We start from the raw sequence: 21759 nt of genomic DNA on the forward strand, positions 1-21759 counted from the left end.
ATTTCTATAGGGAGGTAGAAGAAATTTTAAATAACAATTTGCAATTTATAAATTATTTTTGCAGCTATTTAAAAGGAAATTGGAACTTTAAAAATGGGAGTTGTTTTGTTTATTATTCAATTGAACTCTTAATAATGCAAACTTTATAATTTATAATGAATCATCTCGTATGTTGAATGAGAAATTTGAATACAATAAGATTCTTTTAGCTCAAATTCATCTAATATAATAAAAAATATTTACTTACATAATTCAAACGAGAGTAATATGTGGATAAAAAACATTAAAAAAATAAATAGAAGTGTTTCTATGAGCTATTTTAATACAAAAGCATGAATTTTTTTCACAATTAATAAAAATAATTATTACCGATTTTGTACCTTTATGAAACTATGAAAAATAAAGGAGTTAAGAAAAAGATAAGGAAATAGAAAACATGCTTTATCATTCTTGGAATGATACGTTGTTTGATAAGCCATTACGCTTCTTTAGGGTTATTGCTTAGGATATCAAAGAAAACCGCATGCCAATTATCCCAACCTTTGAAGTACAAAGCTACAGTTGAAAAAAAAGCATTCTATGATGAGCCATTAAAACAACTGGAGAGAGAAAGTGGAAAAAATATCTTTTTCCACTTTCTTATTTGTTATTGGATTCGACCACTTGCATGAGCAAGCATAGTATAAACTTTTCCGGTATCTGATATCAAGTACTTGCGAACTGAGTTGGAAGAGCCAGAACTGCGCGATATATCACGTAAGAGCTTTTCGAAATCTGTAACATATTGATTCACTGAACGTTTAAACCCAAAATCGCTCATATATTTTTTCTTAATCATTTCAAATATTTTTTGTCCATTTAAGGTATAAAGGCGTTCTGTTACGATGTTTTTTTGTCCACGTTGATAATGATCCCATAGCTCAACAATGGCATTGTGATTAATAGCTTGCACTATACCAGAAGCTAATGAATTAAGAGAGCAGTTTGCAGGAGATGGTTTTGTTTGCACTGATGTTAAAACATCATCACTAGGGGGAGCATCATAAAATGTTTCTTCACGTGAAGCTCTTTCTAAGAGATTTGATACCCATTTATTTGGTCTTTTTTTGCTTTGATCTTGTTGCAAAATAGGCTTAGGTGGCACAATCTTTTTAACAGACTCAGTGGAACTGTCACTTTTTTGATTAAACATTGATGATGTAGGAAATGCTGACATTAGCTGTTTTTGTGCGCTCTTTTGATCATTTTGTATAACACTGACTAAATCTTGTAACGCTGTAATCTGTTCATTCAAAGCTGTGCGAATTGTTTGCGTTGTTTCTTTTGTTTTTTCTGGAAGTTTTTTTACATTTTCATTGATATCATTATTAATCTTTGAAAGCTCTAAACGAACTTCATCAGCGGAGCGACGTATATCTTCTGCTGCTTCTGAAAAACGCGTTGATGCTTCACTAACAAGCTTATTAAGTGATTGTTGGAATGAATTTGTGGAGTTACGCGCATTCTTATCAGAGCGTTCAAGTGCTAAGTTGAAGATTTTTTCATAATGCCCAATCATTTGATTAATTTCATGAGACTTTGAAACAAGAGCATCACTTAATACAGAAAGCGTATTATGTTTTTCTTCAAGTGTTGCACTAAGTGAATTTTCAGACTGTTCAAGAACATGAATAGTTTGGGAAAGTGTCTTTGCATGTTCACCAAAACTGCTCGTTATATGATTAATTTGTTCAAAGGTACTCTTTGAAAGTCCTTGCAGAATTTCAACATTAGTATTGAGCGCTTGATTTGAAGCTGACAAACGCTCTGCTACTTGGTCCGTGTTGCGGAAAAAATTATTCGTACTCTCATTAAACTGCCCATCAATATTTTGAACAGCCGATAATAAAACATTACTATTTTCCTGAAAATTGTAAATTGATTGATTCAACTGTGTTAAGATGGATGAGACATTATTAACAAGCTCTTCCTTCATAATCGTTATTGTTTGAAGTGTTTCAGAGTTAGCTTTGGTTAAGCTATTCACTAAAGATTCATTATGTGCATAAATTCTTTGTTCAGCATCTTGTGTGGAAAGAGAGAGTTGTTCACCGATATGCTGTGTTAAAGAATCAATTGATTCTGTCGTATTTTGCGCTGCTTGATTTAAGTGATTTGTAAGCTCTGTTATTTTTCCAACATGTTGTGAAATTTGTGTTGTTGTTTGATTTCCAGCATCTTCCAGACGGCTCGTTACATCAGAGAGCTGATATCCTAAATTATTTTTAAGATTTTGCATAGAGTGATGAAGAACATCACAGCGTTCATTAAGAACTTGTTCTATTGCTGTTGTTGATGTGTGAATAGTTTCATTCAATAATGCTTGTGCATTATGGCTGGCTGTTGCGAAAGCTTCGACAGTATGCGCTGTTTGTTCAGACAGAACTGACAGAACTTTTTCACTGGTATCATAAACAGTTTTTTTGACATTTGATACAATGCGATTGCCTGATTCTGAGAGAATATTTTCTGCTTGTGCAGTAACATTTGTAACAGATGAAAGAATTTGTTCACTCGTAGAAGAAAGAATATCAGAAGCTTTTATAATCTTATTATGCAGGTTATCTGTCACTGTATTAACAGAGTCTTCTAAGGTTACACGCATATTGTCAACACTGCTTTCCAGCGCTTGTTGAATTATCTGACTTTGCTCATTACTAATCATGAGAGACGTTTTTAATGTGTCAGAACGTTCCTCAATAACAGATGTTTGCATATCAATGGCTTCACAGATTTGGCTAAATTTTTCAGATAATGTTTCCTCTAGCGTTGTTGTCCGTTCAAAAATTTTGTGTGCACGATCTTCTAGATCTGTATCGAATGATTCCATACGTGTTTCAAGGGTTTCAAAGAAAACACCACTCGATTGAGAGAGAGTATTCTTTAAAATTTCGGCATGGCTTTCAAGGTTTTTGATATGATCTTGAACCGTTTCAGTAATGTTTTTATTATTGGCGACAATTGCACTCTCAACTAAATCTATTTGTTGTTTCAATGCAACATCGACACGTATATCACTTTTTGCAATGAGATTATGGATTGTTTCCATGCGTTGTTCAAGTGTGCGTGCTTGATCGGCAAGAACTTCATTGAGAGAAAAACTATTAATCGCTAAAGAATCGCGCAGAGCATCGGCACGGATATCAATATTTCTCGCTTGTGCTTCTAAAGCATCTTGGGTTGTATTACAACTTTGTACAATGACATCTTGTAACTTTTCAGTGCATTGAATGATGTTTGTAATATGATTTTCAGCTTGTTTATCAACGACTTGAACATTATCAGCCAAAACTTTTTCAATATGAGAAGTATTTTGGGACAAAACATCAATTTGATTTCTTAATGTATCCGCAATTTTATTTTTCTCGTTATCGAGCATGTCTGCCATAAGAGCTCGTTGATCAGAAAGTTGTACTTTAAAATCTTGTGAACGTTCTTGTATGATATCAACAATGGCATTGTCGACATATTGAATTTCTTCTCTCAGACTTTCCTTACTTTTATCAATTGCAGAAAGAATAGCTTCACGTCCATTTGTAAATGCATGGGTAATGTCTGCTGTTTTTTCTTGGAGGTTCTCATTTATTTTCAAGACATGAGCTTCCAAGAAGTTACCAAGTTTTTCAGCATTATCCTCTAAAGCCTGACTGCGTTCTATAAAGGAATCAATGATGGAATCACTATGTTCTTTAAGAGAAAGATCAACAGTTGCTAAACGTTGTTCAAAGGCTCCAATTGCTTGCGAGGTTACGTTATCAAATTTAGAAGAGAGTTTATGTGCTTGGTCGTCGAGCTTTAAGATCTTCTCATCAAAATTCTGTAGAGATTGATTATTACGATCAATAAGAGCTTTATCCAAGGCTTTAAACTTTTCATCGACAGCGTGCAAAGTTTGATCTGTTACTGCTTGTATATGTGTTGCAATTTTAGCAACATGTACTTCCGCTTTTTCAGCTGTTTCATTAAAGGTTTTTTCTATTTGTTTTTCATTATGATCAAATCGTTTTGCAAAACCATCAAAGTTTTTTCCTAATTCATGAAAAAACTCCGTGTTTTTCTGCTGAATTTGTGTTGTTGTTTTGTTAAATTTTTCAACAAGTTGATTTGTTACGCCATCACCGGCATAGGAAAGTTTTTCAACAAGGTCTTCACCTTGTTTTTGTAAAGTTTGAGAAAGGGTTTGTGCAAGCTTTTCAACATTGGTCACAATGTTAGAGGTAACCAAACCAAATTCATCACTCAGTTGTTCTTGGGTTCCTTTAATTGTTGATTGTACGCGATCTGCGTGATTCAAAATGGCTATGCGTTCATTACTCAATTCTTTGATTAATGTGTGAATGCGTGATTCATTCTCAGCATAGGCTTGTTCTAGATTGTGAACTTCACCTTGTATGATTGCTTCAAGTTCAACAGCACGTCCGAGGGTACGTTCAATACCTTCGTTCATTGCCGCTACTTCTTCACGAATGGTTTGCCCTATAGCAATAGCTTGTTTTTCAGATAGATGTTGTGGTTCACTAAGGCGCTGTGCAGCATTGGTCATAAGAAGCGCAATATTATGCAAGTCGTTTGAACGTTTTGTTAATTGAGCAACGCCCCAAGATATAAGGATAGGAATTGCTGTTCCGGCTGCTACAGCAAGTCCTGTTGGGGATGTAACAAAAGTGCTGATATTGGATAAGGAGCTGAGTCCGGTAGGTGCGAGTTTATGCGCAATAAAAGCTCCTCCCGTTGCCCATAAAGCACTAAGCGCTGTTGTATACCAGTAGACTCGAGAGGAAGAACGCTGCTTGAATGGTCCAAAATTTACAGGGGTTGTTATATCATCATTTGCAGGAAGAAGTTTTGTAGGCAATAATGTATTATGAACAGTTCCACCTGAAATATCAGGTGAAGGTTTTGGAGCAAAAAGCTGTTCAACAACGGATTTATCAACAACAGCTTCATCATGAATATTAGAAACAAAAGTTGACGTACCGTTTTCAGCAAAAAATTCTTCTTCTGCCATTGCAATTTTTTGAATCAGATCATCGACATTAACAACATTTTCAGAATTATTGGATGATATCGTTTCAAATCCTGTGTCATCGAAATCAAAGTTCATAGCTTTTGTGAGGGCTTCTTCAACTTCAACTTCAAATGTTTGCAATTTTGTTCTGCGTGCCATACTCGCCTCGTACTCTTACAGCTGGAAAAGGGATACGTCCTCTTCCACATAATTTCTACATACTAGCTGTTAATTATTTAGAAAGGAATATGCTTAGGGAAAAATTTTAAAAACTTATCAAGATAAAGTTAACGCGGTTTCTTGTACCCTGTTTAAAAATGTTATAAAATATAGTAAAAACAATTTATTATTTAAATCTAACTAAAACAAAAATACTGTTTACAACTTGTGTTTATAGAAAGCTTTATAAGCCGGCAGTCTTTGAAATAAGGACAATTTAATAGCGGTTATATATACAGTAAGCTGCGAATGTCTCTCTTTAATATCGATAATCGTTAATAAATGTTGTTGTCCGCTTACTTTTATTGATTCTAAACGAAGCAGATTCATCATCACATATAGTCTGTAATAGCTTAGGATGTATAAAAGTATGCCTTTGAATTGTAAGCTCATAAAAAAGTAAACGTGGAAAAATTTTTAATTTAATATAGCTTTTCGTAAGTTGTACTTTATTATTGTCTTAAAGAGCTGTTTTTTCTCTAATTTCAGTTGTTTGTTGCTGAATTTTTAAGCTTCTACGTTGACAATTGGATATTTTTCAGTCGATATGCATGCACGAATATTTTATGCAATCTAGATAAAGGTGTAAGAATAATGGCAGAGCGATCACAACACCTGCAAGATGTGTTTTTAAATACGGTGCGTAAGCAAAAAATTTCCCTTACAATTTTTCTTGTCAATGGCGTTAAACTCACGGGTATTGTAACTTCATTTGATAATTTTTGTGTTCTTTTGCGCCGAGATGGACACGCGCAATTGGTTTATAAGCATGCTATTTCTACGATTATGCCTGGACAGCCTGTACAGATGTTTGAGGGTGAAAGTCCTGAGTAAACATATCATTTTAAGATAGACCTCTTATCCCATTTAAAAGTACTTAGATTGCTATGATAAATGAAAATGAGAGATTAGGAGGGGTATTTTCGCAGAATACAGAACAGGTGCGCGCACTTGTTCTGATACCGATTTTTCAAGAAAATAGAAGTGAAAGCTCTTTGAGAGAGTGTTCTATATCTTCTCGTGTTAAAGAATCATTGGGGTTAGCGCGTGCTATAAGGTTAGAAGTTGTTAATTATGAAACGATTAATATTGCAACGCCTCGCTCTGCGACTCTCTTTGGAAAAGGTAAAGTAGATGCGTTAACCTGTTATATAGATGAATATTCTATTGAGCTTGCGATTGTAGATCACTTTTTAACGCCAGTACAGCAGCGTAATTTAGAAAAATTGTGGAATTGCAAAGTTATCGATAGAACGGCTTTGATTCTTGAAATTTTTGGGGACCGTGCACGAACAAAAGAAGGAGTTTTGCAAGTAGAGTTAGCGCACTTGTCCTATCAAAAAGGGAGGCTTGTGCGGAGTTGGACGCACTTGGAAAGGCAACGGGGGGGGCGTGGCTTCCTAGGTGGACCTGGTGAGACGCAAATTGAAGCAGATAGGCGTCTTTTACAAGAAAAAATTATTCGTATTCGCCGCGAATTGCAAACGGTTATTAAAACACGTGCACTTCATAGAGCAAAAAGGAAAAAAACATCTTATCCTGTTGTGGCACTGGTAGGATATACGAATACAGGAAAGTCAACTCTCTTTAACCGTTTAAGCGGTGCAGATGTTTTAGCAAAGAATATGTTATTTGCAACGCTTGACCCGACTTTGCGCAAAGTTGTGCTTCCCCATGGAAAAACTGTTCTTTTGTCTGATACTGTAGGGTTTATTTCTAACTTGCCAACGAATTTGATTGCAGCTTTTAGAGCAACCCTTGAAGAAGTGGTTGAAGCGGATCTCATTCTTCATATAAGAGATATGTCAGATCTTGATCATCGAGCACATGCCCAAGATGTTTTAGAAGTGCTTTCAAGTCTTGATATCGATATTGATGATATGGAGCATATCATAGAAGTTTGGAATAAGATTGATATGTTAGATGAGCAAGCATTGAATGTTTTACAAACAAGCGCAAAGACGCGATTAAATCCTGCTCTCATGGTATCAGCACTTAAGGGGGATGGACTCGATCAATTATTAAGAGCCATTGAAAAGCGAATTTTTGGAGAGGTGCAAAGCATTGAATATCTTTTACAACCTCATGAAATGTCGCTTATTGATTGGTTTTATGAAAACTCTGCGGAAATAGTGCAAGAAGGGCATGATGATGGGTCTATTACCATTAGAGCGGTTGTTACTTCTGAAGCAAAAAAACAACTAGAGAGCCTCAAAAAAAATATGAATTAAGTTCTTTAAAGCTATTTTTGAACATTTGTTCTTAAATTTTATATTTTTATTAGCTCAAAATAATATGACAGCAAGTTAAGAGGATAGTTACTACTTTCTCTTAATAAAACAATATGAAGAAGTATTTTGCTGGTTAAAATAAAGATGAGTCTTACATGTAATAAAAGACTATTCGTACGTACCGTATGGCGAAGCATTTTGATTGTTTTGCTATTACAAATGCTATGTGTATCTTTGATTTGGTTGTATTATTTTGTCCAGCCTCGTGGTTACCAAGCAACTTTAACATTTTCATTATCTGATTCTGTAGGAAAGCCATTACCAATTAAAAAGAAAGACAATGTTATCGCCTTTTTGTTTTCACAGCCTATGTTCTTCAATGATTCGAATTTTTCTTTAAGTGCTTCTTATAAGAAAAAAAATCATGAAAATATCCGTTTATCGCGTCATGGTGATTTTATCGATCTTACTTTTGAAGCCGAGACACTTGAAGCAGCTCAACGTGGGTTGGAAACTTGGTTTTCCGCATTTTCACAAGCAATCATAAAACAGAAACAATTCTTGTTAAATGATAAATTAGAAGACAAACAATATGATAATATTGCAATCCTTAATATCGTGCAGGAATTTTGTAAATCTATTGATTCTTTTATTCAGCGTGGTGTAAAACAAACAGAGCTTCATGATCTTTCGATGCAATTAACGCAAGCAACTTTAAAGCGTATTCATTTAACAAGTTTGAATTCAACGATTAACATGATGCGTGAAAATGGGCAGTCTTTACTGTCTTTATCGTTTATTGCAGGCAATTCAGCAATTGCTGCTCTGGAATCTAAACGTGATCTCTTGGAAACACAAAGAGCACATATGGCTGTGCAATTAGGGTGGACACATCCTCAAATTAAAGCGATGACTGCAGAATTAGAGACAGTTTCTCATCAATTAAAAAATAAAATTTTACAAATCGTTTATCAAGTTCATTCAGATGAGGTTATTGCAACGGAATTAGAAAAACAGCTCAAAAAAAGAATGAACTTTTTTGTAAAAGATCAATCCCAATCTTTGAATGAAATATTTAACGAGTTTGAAAATAAAATAAAAGCAGCAGTCGATGCCCAAAATGAAGCGATGAGCAAGTCTGCTCAACGAAGAGAAAAAATTATTGATTCATATCGGAGATTGAGTGATGATCCTCTTCTCTTACAAAATACAAATATTCACGTGGTCACGCCAACAACGTTAGCACCAATTTCTTTTATGGCTCTTTATGGAAAAAATATTCTTGTGAGTGCATTGGTCAGCTTCCTTACTCTTTTGCTAGGAATATTGTTATTCTATCCGTGCTTTAAAAGGAAAAAAGACCAAATCTCAGAAGAGGATTTGAGATCAAAAGAAAATGATCTTAAGAAGAATGAGAGTATTTTAGTCTCTCAAGAAATGAAAAATTTTGAAGCTTTTATTACGATAGAGGGATTATCTGATGTTTTGAAATGGCGTGCTTCAACCATTATTTCAATCATTGGACCAGAAGCTGCACGGACAGCGGCAAAGCTTTCACTTCATCTCACAAAAGAGAACAAAACAATTTTGTTGGTCGATGTTTCTGGTCAACAAATAGAGAAAGTCATTGGCCCACATCGCGGACTGAGTGATATTTTAACGGGCAATGCCAAGTTGCATGATGTTATTTACCGTGATTATGATACGGGGGTTGATATTCTTCCTCAGGGGTTAACAAGTGCCATTTCAGCACAAGATTTTTCAAATGATATTTTTCATATATTACAAGAATTTAAAAAAGAATATGATTTTATCATCCTAGAGATGGCAAGCGAACCAAAATATGGGGTTGAGCAATTTGCAGAGCTAACAGACTATTATATTTGTAATACTGTTCTTAATGAACAAGAATGGATGATGCGTATGGTAGACAGCTTTCCAAAGACTGTTTATCGCGTTGTAGCATCATAAGTTTCGTAAAAAAGAAATATGTATCGCATGTTATAGTGGTACGCTTGTTTTTTGCTAAAGTTGTAGTACATACTAAAATAGACAAAGAGTTAATGTTTAAATTTTAAAATGCATTTTAGTTGGAGAGAAGCGTGGGGCAATCAGAGATGGTAGTAAAGAGATTAAACAATAGCATTTTAACGCCTGTGCAAAAGGAAAATAGAAAACATATACAGGTGTGGCTTTACTCTATTTTATTGCTGTGTTTGGCAATTGTCTTAGTGGGTGGCGCTACTCGTTTGACAGGATCAGGATTATCTATAACGGAATGGAAGCCAATACACGGCGTTATTCCACCGATTGGTGTGGATCAATGGCAAGAGGAATTTTTAAAATATCAACAGATAGCACAATATAAGCTGCTTAATCCTGATATGACCTTAAGTGCTTTTAAGGTCATTTTTTGGTGGGAATGGGCGCATCGTGTTCTTGGGCGTCTTGTTGGTCTTGTCGCTTTATTGGGGCTCATTTGGTTTTGGGCGACTAAGCGTGTTGAAAAAAATATCTTACTCCCGCTTATTGTTGTACCTATTCTTATCGCCTTTCAAGGCTTTATTGGTTGGTGGATGGTTGCTTCAGGGATTGGGCAAAGTAGTTTAACAAGTGTGAGCCAATATCGTTTGGCCTTTCATCTTATAACGGCATGTTTTGTTATTGTTTTTGTTACTTATTTATCTCGAGGACTTGAAGAATACTCAGAAAAGCCAGCAAATCAAAAGGTGCAATATTTTGCGGCATGGCTTGTTATTCTCGTCTTGATAGAGATTTATTTCGGAGCTTTGGTTGCAGGGCTTCATGCTGGAAAAGTCTATAATACATGGCCCCTTATGGATGGTCAGATTATTCCTGATGGATTGTTGCAGCATCGTCCTGTTTGGCTCAATTTATTCGAAAATCCCTTAACGGTTCAGTTTATTCATAGATTTTTTGCTTATTTTTTATTGATTGCCTCGGCTATTCATGCTTTCTATGTACAAAAAAATGCTCCACATTCAACTCATTCTCGTCGTGCATTTCTTATCTGTGTTATGATTATTATCCAAGCAGTCTTGGGTATCTTAACACTGTTACATGAGGTTCCGATAAGTTTGGGGCTCATTCATCAAAGTATGGCATTAGTCGTGTTGTGTTTTGTTGTTGCACATTGGCGAGCAACAAAAGGGGCTTATCGCGTTGTTGAATAAAAGTTTGTGGGTAGGGAGGTTTAGTCGCTTGCAAGCATTAAATCGAGGTTTTGGATAGCTGCAGCTGATGCGCCTTTTCCTAAATTATCGAATATGGCGCTGAGATTAAAAATACCTTCACGATCATTTCCAAATACGAACAGTTTCATACCATCTTTATTGGCTAAACACTCTGGATTAAGTCTTTGAAGTGAAGCAGTTTCTTCTTGTGATGCAACTAAAATGGTATTTTGTCCATCGTAATGGTTTGCGAGAATTTCGCGCAAATCAGAACAGTTTGCTGATTTTGTGAATAAATGGCGATGCAGAGGAAGATTCACAATCATTCCTTGGGGAAAACGACCCACACTTGGTATAAAAACTGGGGGTTGATTGATTTGTCCATAGATTTTAATTTCTGGCACATGTTTGTGTTCAAGATTAAGACCATAGATAAAATAATTGTCCTGAATATTTTGTTGAGATTGATTTTCCATTTGTAAAATCAACTGTTTTCCACCACCGGTATAGCCGGAGATTGCATTAATCGAGATGGGATAATCGGCGTCTAGCAGTCCTGCTTCACGGAGTGGGCGAATCAAACTAATGGCACCGGTAGGATAGCATCCGGGATTGGTTATATAATGTGCTGCTTGGATGCGCTTTCTTTGTCCTGCTGTCATTTCAGGAAAACCGTAAACCCAGTCTGGTGCAACACGGTGGGCTGTCGAGCTATCAATAATCCTAATGTTTTTATTTTTTTTAAGCCAATGAACTGTTTCGCGTGCAGCATCATCTGGAAGACACAAAATAGCAATATCGGCTTGATTAAGATAGTCTTGTCGCAGATGAACATTATGGCGATCTTTATGAGCAAGAGAGAGTAGTTTTAAATCTGTACGCCTTTCTAAGCGTTTTTGTATTTGTAGTCCGGTTGTGCCATGTTCACCATCAATAAAAACTTTGGTTAGCATTCTTATTTGCCTTCGTATTAACTTTGCCTATTATATTCAGCTTTTCACATTATAAATTATTTTTAATCATTAAATTATTGAATTTCTTTAGATTATAGATATTTTTTGTAAAAGGTGTAAACAAATAAGAGTGTAAAAAAAGAAATGTAATCTCATTTTTTACTATTCTCGAGAGGAAAGTTTTTCGCTGTTTTTATAACAAAGAATAAGATAAATATTTGCCTCATTATTTTTGAGTGTAAGTAGTTTAAAATGTTTGGTTTGCATGGTTTGCTGTGTTATCGTTCCTTGACTTTATTTTTTTTATGTTAGGAATGTGTTTTATGACTCAGCAAGAAAATGACGCACAAAAGCGCTTTTTTAATGATAATTTACAAACTGTTGATGGTGCAATTTTTGACGCAATTAGAGGGGAGTTTGAGCGTCAACAACATGAAATTGAGCTTATTGCTTCAGAGAATATTGTTTCAAGAGCGGTCCTTGAAGCACAGGGGTCTGTTTTAACCAATAAGTATGCAGAAGGTTATCCAAGAAAGCGCTACTATGGTGGGTGTCAATTTGTTGATGTCGTTGAAGATTTAGCTATTGAAAGGGCAAAACAGCTTTTCGGTGCTGCGTTTGCGAATGTACAGCCTAATTCTGGTAGCCAAATGAATCAAGCTGTCTTTTTAGCTTTACTTCAGCCTGGTGACACATTTATGGGGTTGGATTTAAATGCTGGAGGTCACCTTACGCATGGTTCACCTGTTAATATGTCAGGAAAATGGTTTGATGTTGTTTCCTATGGTGTGCGTCAAGAAGATCAGATTATTGATATGGAGGAGGTTGAGCAGCTTGCAAAAGAACGTAAGCCAAAACTTATTATAGCAGGGGGCTCATCTTATCCACGGCTATGGGATTGGGAAAGATTCCGTGAAATTGCAGATGAGATTGGTGCTCATTTACTCGTTGATATGTCTCATATTGCTGGTCTTGTTGCTGGTGGCGTGCATCCTTCACCTGTTCCACATGCGCATATTGTAACAACAACAACACATAAATCGCTTCGAGGTCCCCGGGGTGGTTTAATATTGACAAATGATGAAGCTTTATCCAGAAAAATTAATTCTGCAATTTTTCCTGGTCTTCAAGGTGGTCCTTTAATGCATGTGATTGCCGCAAAGGCTGTTGCGTTTGAGGAGGCTTTGCGTCCCTCTTTCAAGAGTTACAGTGCCAATGTTGTCGCTAATGCGAAAACTTTAGCAAAAACATTACAGGGTAATGGTTTTAATATTGTTTCTGGTGGTACAGATAATCATTTGTTGTTGGTTGATTTACGTTCCAAAAATCTAACAGGTAAACGTGCTGAATTGGCTTTGGGACGCGCTCATATTACCTGCAATAAAAATGGCATTCCTTTTGATTCTGAAACGCCATCTATAACATCGGGAATTCGTTTGGGATCACCTGCTGCCACGACGCGTGGTTTTTTAGAAAAAGAGTTTATTCAAGTTGGTCATCTGATTTCAGAAGTTCTTGATGGTCTTCGGAGTGCAAAAAGTGATGAAGATAATCATGCCGTTGAAATGGCTGTTGAGAAAAAGGTAAAAGATATAACGAATCAATTTCCTCTTTACTCTTATCTTACCACTCGTTAAGGATACAAAGGATGCGCTGTCCTTACTGCCAATATGAGGATACACAGGTCAAAGACTCACGTCCAGCAGAAGAGGGGGCAGTGATTCGCCGCCGCCGTGTGTGTTCTGTTTGTGGTGGTCGTTTTACAACTTTTGAACGTGTTCAGTTGCGTGAGCTCTTGGTTGCTAAAAAAAGTGGACGATGTGAACCCTTCGATCGTGATAAGTTAATGCGATCAGTTGATGTGGCTGTACGTAAGCGCAATATTGATCCTGATCATATTGAACGAGCAATTTCTGGCATTGTACGCCAGCTTGAAAGTTTGGGAGAACCAGAGATTTCTTCAGAAAAAATTGGGCATCTTGTAATGGAAGCATTGAAAAGAATTGATGATATTGCTTATATTCGTTTTGCTTCTGTGTATCGAGATTTTCGTAATGCAAGCGATTTTCACGATGTTATAGATGAATTGTCAAAGGGTATCGCGGATACAGAATCTCGTTTTGATGAATAAAAAAGTGCAAGATGAACGGTTTATGGCTGCAGCTATTCGTTTAGCAGAACGTCATGTCGGTCTTACAGGTGAGAATCCTTCCGTTGGTACGTTAATTGTGCGAAACGATAATGGTGCTGTGGGGGCTTTTATTGTTGGCTATGGCGTAACAGCTATTCATGGGAGTCCTCATGCGGAAGTGCAAGCTTTACACATGGCAGGTTCTTTGGCTCAAGGAGCGACTGCTTATGTTACTTTAGAACCTTGTGCGCATTATGGAAAAACTTCGCCGTGTGTGAATGCGCTTATTGATTCAGGTGTTTCTCGAGTTGTTATTGCGCTGACTGATTGTGACAAGCGTGTTGATGGTCATGGTATTGCTCTTTTGCGAGCGGCGGGTATTGAAGTGGTTGAGGGCATTTTAGCTGAAGAGGCTTTTGAATCCTTATGGACGCATTGGTGCATAAGGAAGATACAACGCTGTGCGGTCACTTTTAAAATGGCAATTTCTGCCGATAATGGTGTTGGAAAAAGAGAGAAGGGCAGCGTAAAAATTAGTGGAACACTTTCTCATGCCCATACGCATATTCTACGTGCTCAAAATAATGCTATCCTCGTTGGTATTGGTACTATATTAGCAGATGATCCACAACTCAATTGCCGCTTGCCAGGGATGGAGATGCGCTCACCAATTCGTATTATTTTGGATGCAGATTTATCTATCCCCCTTGATGCAAAAGTTGTCCAAACAGCCATAAAAATTCCTACATGGGTTATTTGTGATGTGGATATTTCAAAGAAAAGCAAAAAAAATGTATTGGAGCAATATGGTGTGTCTGTTTATTCGGTCGAGATGAACAATGGTTGTGTAGAACCCTTTGCTCTTTTACAGATGCTTTATAAACATGGGATTAATAGTGTTTTATTGGAAGGGGGCGTTAAGACAGGGGAAAAATTTTTGAATGCTGGTTGTGTTGATCATTTGATATGTTTTCATACCCCCATTGTTTTAGGCAAAAATCGTATTGAAGCCCCTCATTTTGGAAATTATCTCTCGCAGTTTCATGAGATTGAGACAAGAATGTTTGGAAATGACCGTTTTTATAAGTGGAGACGTAAGACATTATGTTCACAGGAATTATAACGGATATTGGTTGTGTTGAAGATGTTCAACCTTTAAAGCAGGGGATGCGTTTAAAGATTTCTACCCGCTATGCTATAGAAAGCTTAGCAATTGGGGCGTCAATTGCTTGTTCAGGAATTTGTCTGACAATTGTAGAGCGAGGATTAAAGCAAGAAGATTCCAATTGGTTTATTGTCGAGGCGTGGGAAGAAACATTACGTTTAACGAATCTGGCACAATGGATAAAAGGAACTTTTGTTAATTTGGAACGTTCGCTTCGATTGGGTGATGAAATGGGAGGACATTTAGTTTCTGGTCATATTGATGGTTTGGCTGAAATCATTGATCAAAAAAATGAAGGGGATGCAATTCGCTTTTATTTAAAAGTTTCAAGACAATTTATGCCTTTCATTGTTAATAAGGGATCTATTGCACTTAATGGGACATCTTTGACTGTTAATGGTGTTGAGGATTGTGTTTTTGATGTTCTTATTATTCGCCATACACTTGAAATGACAACGTGGGGACAAGCTAAAATTGGAGATCGGGTCAATTTGGAAATTGATCAACTTGCTCGTTATGCTGCAAAACTTTTTGCTTTAAAAAGAGAAGATGAATAAACCAACACTCTATTGATCGTTTTCAGAATTTTATGCTTTATAACTTTGATTTTTTTGATTCGTTTTTTGTGGAATTCCATTATGATGAAAGAGATAGGTAAAAAGCCTCACGTATTGATTGTTGAGGCACGTTTTTATGAGGGGATTTCTGATGCACTTTTGAGAGGTGCAGTGAATACTTTGCAAAAAGCTGAAGCAAGTTATGATGTTGTAACGGTTCCTGGAGCATTAGAAATACCAAGTGCAATAGCTTTTGCTGAACAAAACAAGATATCGTATGATGGTTATGTTGCTCTTGGTTGTGTTATTCGGGGTGAAACATATCACTTTGAAATTGTTGCTAATGATTCTTGTCGTGCATTGATGGATTTAACTGTTCATCAGCACTTGGCTATTGGAAATGGTATTTTGACTGTTGAAAACGAAGAACAAGCATGGGTGCGTGCAAAACTAGATGACAAAAATAAAGGTGGTTTTGCGGCTGAAGCTGCTTTATGTATGATCGCTCTAAAAAAGAGATTTGGAGATAATCGTTAAATATGGCTGATATAAAAAGCAGACATTTTCCGCGTTCAGCCAATAAACGTGGAGCAGCAAGACTCGCTGCAGTTCAAGCACTCTATCAAATGGATATCGTGGGTTCGGGGGTGATGGAAACGGCAGCTGAGTATGAGGCTTATCGTTTGGGAAAAGATATTGATGGAGATCAATATCTTGAAGCTGATTTTCAATGGTTTTTGGCTATTATAACGGGTGTTGTAAAAGATCAAAAGCAGCTTGATCCGCTGCTTCATCAACAGCTTTCTGCAGAGTGGTCTCTTTCACGTCTTGATTCTATATTGCGAGCAATTTTACGAGCAGGTTTATGGGAGTTGATCAACCGTAAAGATGTTCCCGTTGCGGTTGTCATGAATGAGTATGTTGACATAGCAAAGGCGTTTTTTGAAGGTGATGAGCCAAAACTTGTTAATGCAGTTCTTGACAGTATGGCAAAAAAAGTTCGCCTCTAAGAGTTACAAATCCCCCCCTATTATAGATCTGATATTATCAGACCTATAATATTGAAACGGTATGCAGACTATATAATTTAGTTATGGGGTGGCAAATTCACAGGGCCTTTTATAATTTGAATTAAGAAAGGATGTTCTTTCGTTACAGTTGGCGTTGTTTGTGTAATAAAATCAAACACTTGACCGTCTTGTAATCCGTAATTTGCAACTTTTGCAACCTGATTATTTTTATTGAAGTAAATGGCTAAAACTTTGCGATCAATAATCTTTGTTTTCATAAACTGCATCCCACGATAACGTGTCTGTGAGATGTAATAAAAAACTTCATTATCATATTTTGTTTTTAATGAAGGGGTCCCTAAAGTTAAAAGAACTTGCTCTTGACTTGAGCCAATAGAGATAGAACTTAGAGCATTTTTATCAAGAACATAGCCCTCTCTATAAATTTGGCTCGAACCTGAAGAATCAAGAAGGCTACACCCAGCAAGCATTCCTATGCTTGCTATTGATAGACCAATCAATAATTTACGTTTGATTAAGGCTATTATGTGAGGCATTTGAAACAATGGTATCTCCTTTTTATACTGAGATGTAGGACAAGAAGGCAACCTCAAGTTTTTTCTAATTTTAACTTAATCTACCGTAGCTTACACTGAGTTTCCCTGTTATAAAGCAAATTATGCCATATAGAATTTCTTTAGAAAAGAAAAAAATGCATAAATACTTGAGATAAATAAAAACATAGTGCTTTACGCGTTTTTATGTTTGGGAGTTGTCAATGAATGTTCAAAATGTTCCTCAAATGACATTTGCTTTGGCTTATCCAATATCTGTACGTTCTCTACCTGCTAAAGGTATAAGGGTTCATTTTTGTGCAAACAAAAAAGAATGTACACATTTAGCCCAGAACCATGATTTAATTGAAGTAAAATCTTGTGAGGGAAAATTCCATATTTTCCCGTGGAAAAAACGCGGAGTGCGTATAAAAGGTCTGTTGCAAGCGCGTATACTACAGTTATGTGTTGTTACATTAGAACCATTAGAAAATATCCTTTGTGAAAATATTGAGGTTGTTTTCGTTCCTGAAGATTCAAATTTGATGAAGCCCCAAATATCAGAGGATACAGGGGAATTGTTTTTAGATGTGGAGGGGCTTGATACTCCTGAAGTGTTTTATGATGATAAAATTGATATTGGCGCAATCATGGAAGAGTTTTTTGAGTTGTCTATTAATCATTATCCACGTAAAGAAGGGATAAAGATGAATATGGTTGAAAATTTAGAAGAAGCAGAGCGAAAATTCTCTCCATTTTCTGTTTTGAAAAATTGGAAGTGATTGTAAAAACATACAAAAAATATCTATTGTATGCTAAACGGTATTTTCTGCGGAGCGATTTTCGCAAGATGTGCTGTGTGAGTATTCAGGAGCTAAAAATCATAATATGTATTTAAAGATGTAAATGAAAAGATGTGGGATATGCAAGCGTGATTAGAATTTCTGTGGATGTCATGGGCGGTGATTACGGTCCAGAAGCAGCTATTGCAGGAGCAGCAATTGTACAAAAATATTTATCAAATATTTATTTTCTATTTTATGGAGTAGAGGAGGCTGTTCGTCCGGTTTTAAAAAAATATCCCTGTTTGGATTCTGTATCGCGCTTTTGCCCTACAGAAAGTTATACACGCATGGATGAAAAGCCAAGCCAAGCACTTCGTAATGGACGTGGTAAATCATCAATGTGGTACGCCATTGAAGCGGTAAAAAATGGTGAAGCTGATGCTTGCATTTCTGCTGGTAATACGGGTGCACTCATGGCCATGTCTTATTTTTGTTTGAAAATGCTTGCAGAGGCTGAACGTCCTGGTATTGCGGGTATCTGGCCAACACTGCGCAGTGAGAGTATTGTTTTAGATATTGGAGCAACAATTGGTGCCTCTGCTAGTCAGTTGGTTGATTTGGCGGTTATGGGAGCAGGTATGTTTCGCGCTTTATATCACACTGAAAGACCAAGTGTTGGACTTTTAAATGTGGGGGTGGAAGAGGTTAAAGGACTTTATGAAATAAAAAAAGCAGGAATGATATTGCGTGAAGTGCAATTAGAAGGATTGGAATATAAAGGATTTGTTGAGGGCAATGACATTGGAAAAGGAACAGTCGATGTTGTTGTGACAGAGGGGTTTTCTGGTAATATTGCTTTAAAAACCGCAGAAGGAACCGCGCGACAGATAGGAGAGATTTTAAACTCTGCAATGCGCAGTTCTGTTTTAACATCTCTTGGTTATTTTTTATCACGGGGTGCTTTTCGTATACTGAAACATAAAATGGATCCTGATAGGGTGAATGGAGGAGTTCTTTTAGGTTTGAATGGTGTTGTTATAAAAAGTCATGGCAGTGCTAATGCTAATGGCTTTGCTTCTGCTATCCGCGTTGGTTATAAAATGGTTAATAATGAACTTTTACAAAAAATAACGGCTGATTTACGGCGATTTCATGAAAATAAAGCAACACTTTTTGACCAAGAAGATGAAGCGGTGATGAATGGAGAGTCCTTATGATAAGCTCTTATAATAGAAATAAAAAATTTGAAGAAAAGGTAAGAGCTGAATGATTCGGTCAATTATACGTGGTGTAGGAAGTGCTTTGCCGAAAAGAAGTTTATCAAATGATGAGATTGCAAAGTTTGTTGAAACGTCAGATTCATGGATTGTTCAGCGTACAGGAATACGCCAACGTTATATTGCCAGTGAAAATGAAACAACTGTTTCTTTAGGAGTTGAGGCTGCGCAAGCAGCACTTACAAATGCTGGTTTAACAATAAAAGACATCGATTGTATTATTTTAGCAACGTCCACCCCGAATCGTACTTTTCCTGCTTCTGCTGTTGAAATTCAGCATGCTTTGGGAATGAGCCATGGATTTGCTTTTGATATTCAAGCTGTTTGCTCTGGTTTTATTTTTGCTTTAACAACAGGAGATTCTTATTTACGATGTGGAGCGGCTAAAAGAATTTTAGTTATTGGATCTGATACATTTTCTCGAATTTTAGATTGGGAAGATCGTACGACATGTGTTTTGTTTGGTGATGGTGCTGGTGCTGTTATTTTGGAAGCACTAGAAACTGAGGGTGGTATTGCTTTTGAGCGTGGTATATTGTCTGCGAAATTGCGCTCTAATGGTGCTTATATAGATAAGCTATATGTTGATGGTGGACCTTCAACAACACAAACGACAGGCTATTTGCGTATGGAAGGACGAGAAGTTTTTAAATATGCTGTTGGTATGATAACGGATGTGGTTGATGATTGTTTTGCAGCTGCAGGTATGGATTCTTCACAACTAGATTGGTTTGTACCTCATCAGGCTAATAAGCGCATTATTGAAGCATCTGCTAAAAAACTGGGAATTTCACTAGATAAAGTTGTGATTACCGTTGATCAACATGGTAATACGTCTGCTGCATCAGTTCCGTTGGCTTTAACAACAGCTGTTTGCGATGGAAAAATAAAAGAAGGAGATCTTATCATGTTAGAAGCCATGGGAGGTGGATTTACATGGGGAGCAATTCTTATTCGTTGGTAAATTATGGCTACTTGACCATATTTCAAGAAAACGTATAAGTCATTTTGTAATTTTTAATATTTTAATAGGTGGTTATAATGACAAGTAAGACAGTAACGCGTGCAGATTTAGCGAGCGTAGTTTGTAAAAGAGTGGGCTTGTCACATACTGAATCAGCAGCTTTAGTCGAATTGGTTTTGGATGAGATTTGCAACTCACTTGTAAGAGGTGAAGCGGTTAAATTATCTTCTTTTGCAACTTTTCAGGTTCGCAGTAAAAATGAACGTGTTGGACGCAATCCAAAAACAGGTGTTGAAGCACCGATTCCGCCGCGACGTGTTGTGACGTTTAAGGCTGCCAATGTCCTTAAACAGAGAATTTTAGATTCGCATCGTGCAAAACAGAAAAAATGATATCTCATAAATAAATGCCATGGTATGTTTGGTATTTGTTAAAGAAATGTATAAAATAAGGGTCTTTATTTTTTAGAAAAAGACTGGTGAGTAAGGTATCAATGATGGTCTTATTTTTGACTAATCTTGTTGAGAAATTGAGACAGAATGAGTCATTGTGAAGTAATTTATTTTGTTTTAAATAAGGTGTTACAAAATGGATAAAAGCTCTGATGCTTTTCGCACAATTAGCGAAGTAGCGGAGTTATTGGAGCTTCCGCAGCATGTCTTAAGATTTTGGGAAACACGTTTTAGGCAGATTAAACCAATGAAACGTGGGGGAGGAAGGCGCTATTATCGTCCGGTCGATGTTGATTTGCTCAATGGTATTAAGCAGTTACTATATGATCAGGGTTATACGATAAAAGGTGTGCAACGCCTTTTGAAAGAAAATGGTGTTGCTTTTGTGACTGCATTGGGTAATGGTGATCTTGATGCTATGAATGTGGTCATAGAGAAGAAACATGCAGGACAAACTTCTGAAAATGCTAGCAATAAGCCTAAGAAATCTTCTTTTGGGCTTTTGAGTTTCATGAGGAATGAGGGAGAAACATCTGTCGGTTCTGTGAATCTTTACAAAGATAAAACTGATAAAGCATTGTTACAAGAAATTCTGTTTGAACTCATTGAATGTAAGCGTGTTCTTGATAGAGCACGATAATAATATTTTTTTATTTTATATGTGTTTCGTAGATATTTAGATGTTTTATGGATGTGCCCAGAAGTTTATACGTTCAACGAGTAGTCATATATCGTATGTGTATATTTAACGAGTTTTTTATAAGAGTTTTTCATTTGGTAAAACATGAAGAAGAGAAAGAATAAACGCTGAGTTTTGCCATTTTTTTTGATTTGGCTTTATAAAAATTAAGGCAATATCTCATCAGTGTAGATTGCGGGATGTAGAATGCCATTAGCTTACCAATTCATGTGCTTGTTTTAAAGAGATGTTTCTTAAGGCTTCTTAATCTTATTTTACCATAATGCCTCGTGAATGATTAATGGTAAACTCGTTGAGTACCGCTATTTTTATACTTATGAAGGTTCAAGTCGGCATCATCATTATAATTATAGCCTGTTCTCAATAACTGCAACAATTCTTAGCACTTTAGGCGGTTCATTGTAGGCATTTTAAAAGTCCTTTCTCAATAATTTTTATCCACACACTCATTCCGCTTGTTTCGTGCAAGCAAATGATTTTGATAGATTCAACATAAACATATTAAAAATAAGAGAAGCCT

Annotated in this window: 18 protein-coding genes; 15 read left to right on the forward strand and 3 right to left on the reverse strand. The window is 36.4% G+C overall.

Going from position 1 to position 21759, the window contains the following annotated elements; translation table 11 throughout:
• Nucleotides 1-646 precede the first annotated feature (646 nt).
• Entirely contained in the window at nucleotides 647-5206 is a 4560-nt protein-coding gene (locus ACFINH_RS03910) for a hypothetical protein (protein ID WP_375632194.1), read from the reverse strand.
• Between the two features lie 654 nt (nucleotides 5207-5860).
• Between ACFINH_RS03910 and hfq the strand changes: the two genes are divergently transcribed.
• The 4 genes from hfq (at nucleotide 5861) to ACFINH_RS03930 (ending at nucleotide 10691) form a co-directional block, all read left to right on the forward strand.
• Nucleotides 5861-6100 carry an RNA chaperone Hfq gene (gene hfq, locus ACFINH_RS03915; RefSeq protein ID WP_005773461.1) on the forward strand — a complete coding sequence of 80 codons (240 nt, stop codon included), beginning with the start codon at nucleotides 5861-5863 and terminating at the stop codon, nucleotides 6098-6100.
• A gap of 53 nt (nucleotides 6101-6153) precedes the next feature.
• Nucleotides 6154-7497 carry a GTPase HflX gene (hflX, locus tag ACFINH_RS03920; protein ID WP_375632195.1) on the forward strand — a complete coding sequence of 448 codons (1344 nt, stop codon included), beginning with the start codon at nucleotides 6154-6156 and terminating at the stop codon, nucleotides 7495-7497.
• 144 nt (nucleotides 7498-7641) lie between these two features.
• Nucleotides 7642-9468 (forward strand): hypothetical protein, encoded by a 1827-nt coding sequence (locus ACFINH_RS03925; protein WP_375632196.1) that lies wholly within the window; start codon nucleotides 7642-7644, stop codon nucleotides 9466-9468.
• A gap of 146 nt (nucleotides 9469-9614) precedes the next feature.
• Nucleotides 9615-10691: a COX15/CtaA family protein gene (locus tag ACFINH_RS03930; protein ID WP_375632197.1), complete on the forward strand. Its 1077-nt coding sequence runs from the start codon at nucleotides 9615-9617 to the stop codon at nucleotides 10689-10691.
• A gap of 20 nt (nucleotides 10692-10711) precedes the next feature.
• Here the strand turns inward: ACFINH_RS03930 and argC are convergent, their stop codons facing one another.
• Nucleotides 10712-11644 carry an N-acetyl-gamma-glutamyl-phosphate reductase gene (gene argC, locus ACFINH_RS03935; RefSeq protein ID WP_375632198.1) on the reverse strand — a complete coding sequence of 311 codons (933 nt, stop codon included), beginning with the start codon at nucleotides 11642-11644 and terminating at the stop codon, nucleotides 10712-10714.
• A 323-nt stretch (nucleotides 11645-11967) separates the two neighbouring features.
• On the opposite strand from argC, the gene glyA reads away from it, so the two are divergent.
• From glyA to nusB, 6 genes are all read left to right on the forward strand, one after another.
• Nucleotides 11968-13281 (forward strand): serine hydroxymethyltransferase, encoded by a 1314-nt coding sequence (gene glyA, locus ACFINH_RS03940; RefSeq protein WP_375632199.1) that lies wholly within the window; start codon nucleotides 11968-11970, stop codon nucleotides 13279-13281.
• Between the two features lie 11 nt (nucleotides 13282-13292).
• Entirely contained in the window at nucleotides 13293-13775 is a 483-nt protein-coding gene (gene nrdR / locus ACFINH_RS03945; protein WP_375611570.1) for a transcriptional regulator NrdR, read from the forward strand.
• Nucleotides 13768-14898: a bifunctional diaminohydroxyphosphoribosylaminopyrimidine deaminase/5-amino-6-(5-phosphoribosylamino)uracil reductase RibD gene (gene ribD / locus ACFINH_RS03950; RefSeq protein WP_375632200.1), complete on the forward strand. Its 1131-nt coding sequence runs from the start codon at nucleotides 13768-13770 to the stop codon at nucleotides 14896-14898. The genes nrdR and ribD overlap by 8 nt, the downstream gene beginning before the upstream one ends.
• Nucleotides 14880-15497: a riboflavin synthase gene (locus ACFINH_RS03955; protein ID WP_375632201.1), complete on the forward strand. Its 618-nt coding sequence runs from the start codon at nucleotides 14880-14882 to the stop codon at nucleotides 15495-15497. Before ribD ends, ACFINH_RS03955 begins: the two co-directional genes overlap by 19 nt.
• A gap of 81 nt (nucleotides 15498-15578) precedes the next feature.
• On the forward strand, nucleotides 15579-16034 hold the full coding sequence (locus tag ACFINH_RS03960; RefSeq protein ID WP_375611572.1) for a 6,7-dimethyl-8-ribityllumazine synthase: 456 nt from the start codon (nucleotides 15579-15581) through the stop codon (nucleotides 16032-16034).
• A gap of 2 nt (nucleotides 16035-16036) precedes the next feature.
• On the forward strand, nucleotides 16037-16507 hold the full coding sequence (gene nusB / locus ACFINH_RS03965; protein ID WP_015856452.1) for a transcription antitermination factor NusB: 471 nt from the start codon (nucleotides 16037-16039) through the stop codon (nucleotides 16505-16507).
• A 77-nt stretch (nucleotides 16508-16584) separates the two neighbouring features.
• Here nusB and ACFINH_RS03970 read toward each other — a convergent pair whose 3' ends face one another.
• Nucleotides 16585-17064, reverse strand: a complete 480-nt coding sequence (locus tag ACFINH_RS03970) for an outer membrane protein assembly factor BamE (RefSeq protein ID WP_375611591.1) — start codon at nucleotides 17062-17064, stop codon at nucleotides 16585-16587.
• 221 nt (nucleotides 17065-17285) lie between these two features.
• On the opposite strand from ACFINH_RS03970, the gene ACFINH_RS03975 reads away from it, so the two are divergent.
• The 5 genes from ACFINH_RS03975 to ACFINH_RS03995 all read left to right on the forward strand — a co-directional run bounded on the left by ACFINH_RS03975 (nucleotide 17286) and on the right by ACFINH_RS03995 (nucleotide 21179).
• Nucleotides 17286-17843: a DUF177 domain-containing protein gene (locus tag ACFINH_RS03975; RefSeq protein ID WP_375611573.1), complete on the forward strand. Its 558-nt coding sequence runs from the start codon at nucleotides 17286-17288 to the stop codon at nucleotides 17841-17843.
• Between the two features lie 149 nt (nucleotides 17844-17992).
• Complete coding sequence (gene plsX / locus ACFINH_RS03980; protein WP_375632202.1) at nucleotides 17993-19063, forward strand: phosphate acyltransferase PlsX; 1071 nt, start codon at nucleotides 17993-17995, stop codon at nucleotides 19061-19063.
• A 49-nt stretch (nucleotides 19064-19112) separates the two neighbouring features.
• Nucleotides 19113-20087: a beta-ketoacyl-ACP synthase III gene (locus ACFINH_RS03985; RefSeq protein WP_375632203.1), complete on the forward strand. Its 975-nt coding sequence runs from the start codon at nucleotides 19113-19115 to the stop codon at nucleotides 20085-20087.
• Nucleotides 20088-20164: 77 nt separating this feature from the next.
• Nucleotides 20165-20479 carry an integration host factor subunit alpha gene (locus ACFINH_RS03990; RefSeq protein ID WP_273791377.1) on the forward strand — a complete coding sequence of 105 codons (315 nt, stop codon included), beginning with the start codon at nucleotides 20165-20167 and terminating at the stop codon, nucleotides 20477-20479.
• 196 nt (nucleotides 20480-20675) lie between these two features.
• On the forward strand, nucleotides 20676-21179 hold the full coding sequence (locus tag ACFINH_RS03995) for a MerR family transcriptional regulator (RefSeq protein ID WP_375607116.1): 504 nt from the start codon (nucleotides 20676-20678) through the stop codon (nucleotides 21177-21179).
• Nucleotides 21180-21759 lie beyond the last annotated feature (580 nt).

Origin of the sequence: Bartonella sp. AA74HLJMH, assembly GCF_042197045.1 — a bacterium.
GTDB lineage: Bacteria > Pseudomonadota > Alphaproteobacteria > Rhizobiales > Rhizobiaceae > Bartonella.

What these genes read in the sequence shown, in the direction of transcription:
- ribD (WP_375632200.1), top strand. Translation starts at nt 13,768, where the DNA reads ATGAATAAAAAAGTGCAAGATGAACGGTTTATGGCTGCAGCTATTCGT.
- ACFINH_RS03985 (WP_375632203.1), top strand. Translation starts at nt 19,113, where the DNA reads ATGATTCGGTCAATTATACGTGGTGTAGGAAGTGCTTTGCCGAAAAGA.
- ACFINH_RS03995 (WP_375607116.1), top strand. Translation starts at nt 20,676, where the DNA reads ATGGATAAAAGCTCTGATGCTTTTCGCACAATTAGCGAAGTAGCGGAG.
- ACFINH_RS03955 (WP_375632201.1), top strand. Translation starts at nt 14,880, where the DNA reads ATGTTCACAGGAATTATAACGGATATTGGTTGTGTTGAAGATGTTCAA.
- ACFINH_RS03975 (WP_375611573.1), top strand. Translation starts at nt 17,286, where the DNA reads ATGAATGTTCAAAATGTTCCTCAAATGACATTTGCTTTGGCTTATCCA.
- ACFINH_RS03930 (WP_375632197.1), top strand. Translation starts at nt 9,615, where the DNA reads ATGGTAGTAAAGAGATTAAACAATAGCATTTTAACGCCTGTGCAAAAG.
- nusB (WP_015856452.1), top strand. Translation starts at nt 16,037, where the DNA reads ATGGCTGATATAAAAAGCAGACATTTTCCGCGTTCAGCCAATAAACGT.
- hflX (WP_375632195.1), top strand. Translation starts at nt 6,154, where the DNA reads ATGATAAATGAAAATGAGAGATTAGGAGGGGTATTTTCGCAGAATACA.
- glyA (WP_375632199.1), top strand. Translation starts at nt 11,968, where the DNA reads ATGACTCAGCAAGAAAATGACGCACAAAAGCGCTTTTTTAATGATAAT.
- ACFINH_RS03960 (WP_375611572.1), top strand. Translation starts at nt 15,579, where the DNA reads ATGATGAAAGAGATAGGTAAAAAGCCTCACGTATTGATTGTTGAGGCA.
- ACFINH_RS03970 (WP_375611591.1), bottom strand. Translation starts at nt 17,064, where the DNA reads ATGCCTCACATAATAGCCTTAATCAAACGTAAATTATTGATTGGTCTA.
- ACFINH_RS03990 (WP_273791377.1), top strand. Translation starts at nt 20,165, where the DNA reads ATGACAAGTAAGACAGTAACGCGTGCAGATTTAGCGAGCGTAGTTTGT.
- nrdR (WP_375611570.1), top strand. Translation starts at nt 13,293, where the DNA reads ATGCGCTGTCCTTACTGCCAATATGAGGATACACAGGTCAAAGACTCA.
- ACFINH_RS03910 (WP_375632194.1), bottom strand. Translation starts at nt 5,206, where the DNA reads ATGGCACGCAGAACAAAATTGCAAACATTTGAAGTTGAAGTTGAAGAA.
- argC (WP_375632198.1), bottom strand. Translation starts at nt 11,644, where the DNA reads ATGCTAACCAAAGTTTTTATTGATGGTGAACATGGCACAACCGGACTA.
- ACFINH_RS03925 (WP_375632196.1), top strand. Translation starts at nt 7,642, where the DNA reads ATGAGTCTTACATGTAATAAAAGACTATTCGTACGTACCGTATGGCGA.
- hfq (WP_005773461.1), top strand. Translation starts at nt 5,861, where the DNA reads ATGGCAGAGCGATCACAACACCTGCAAGATGTGTTTTTAAATACGGTG.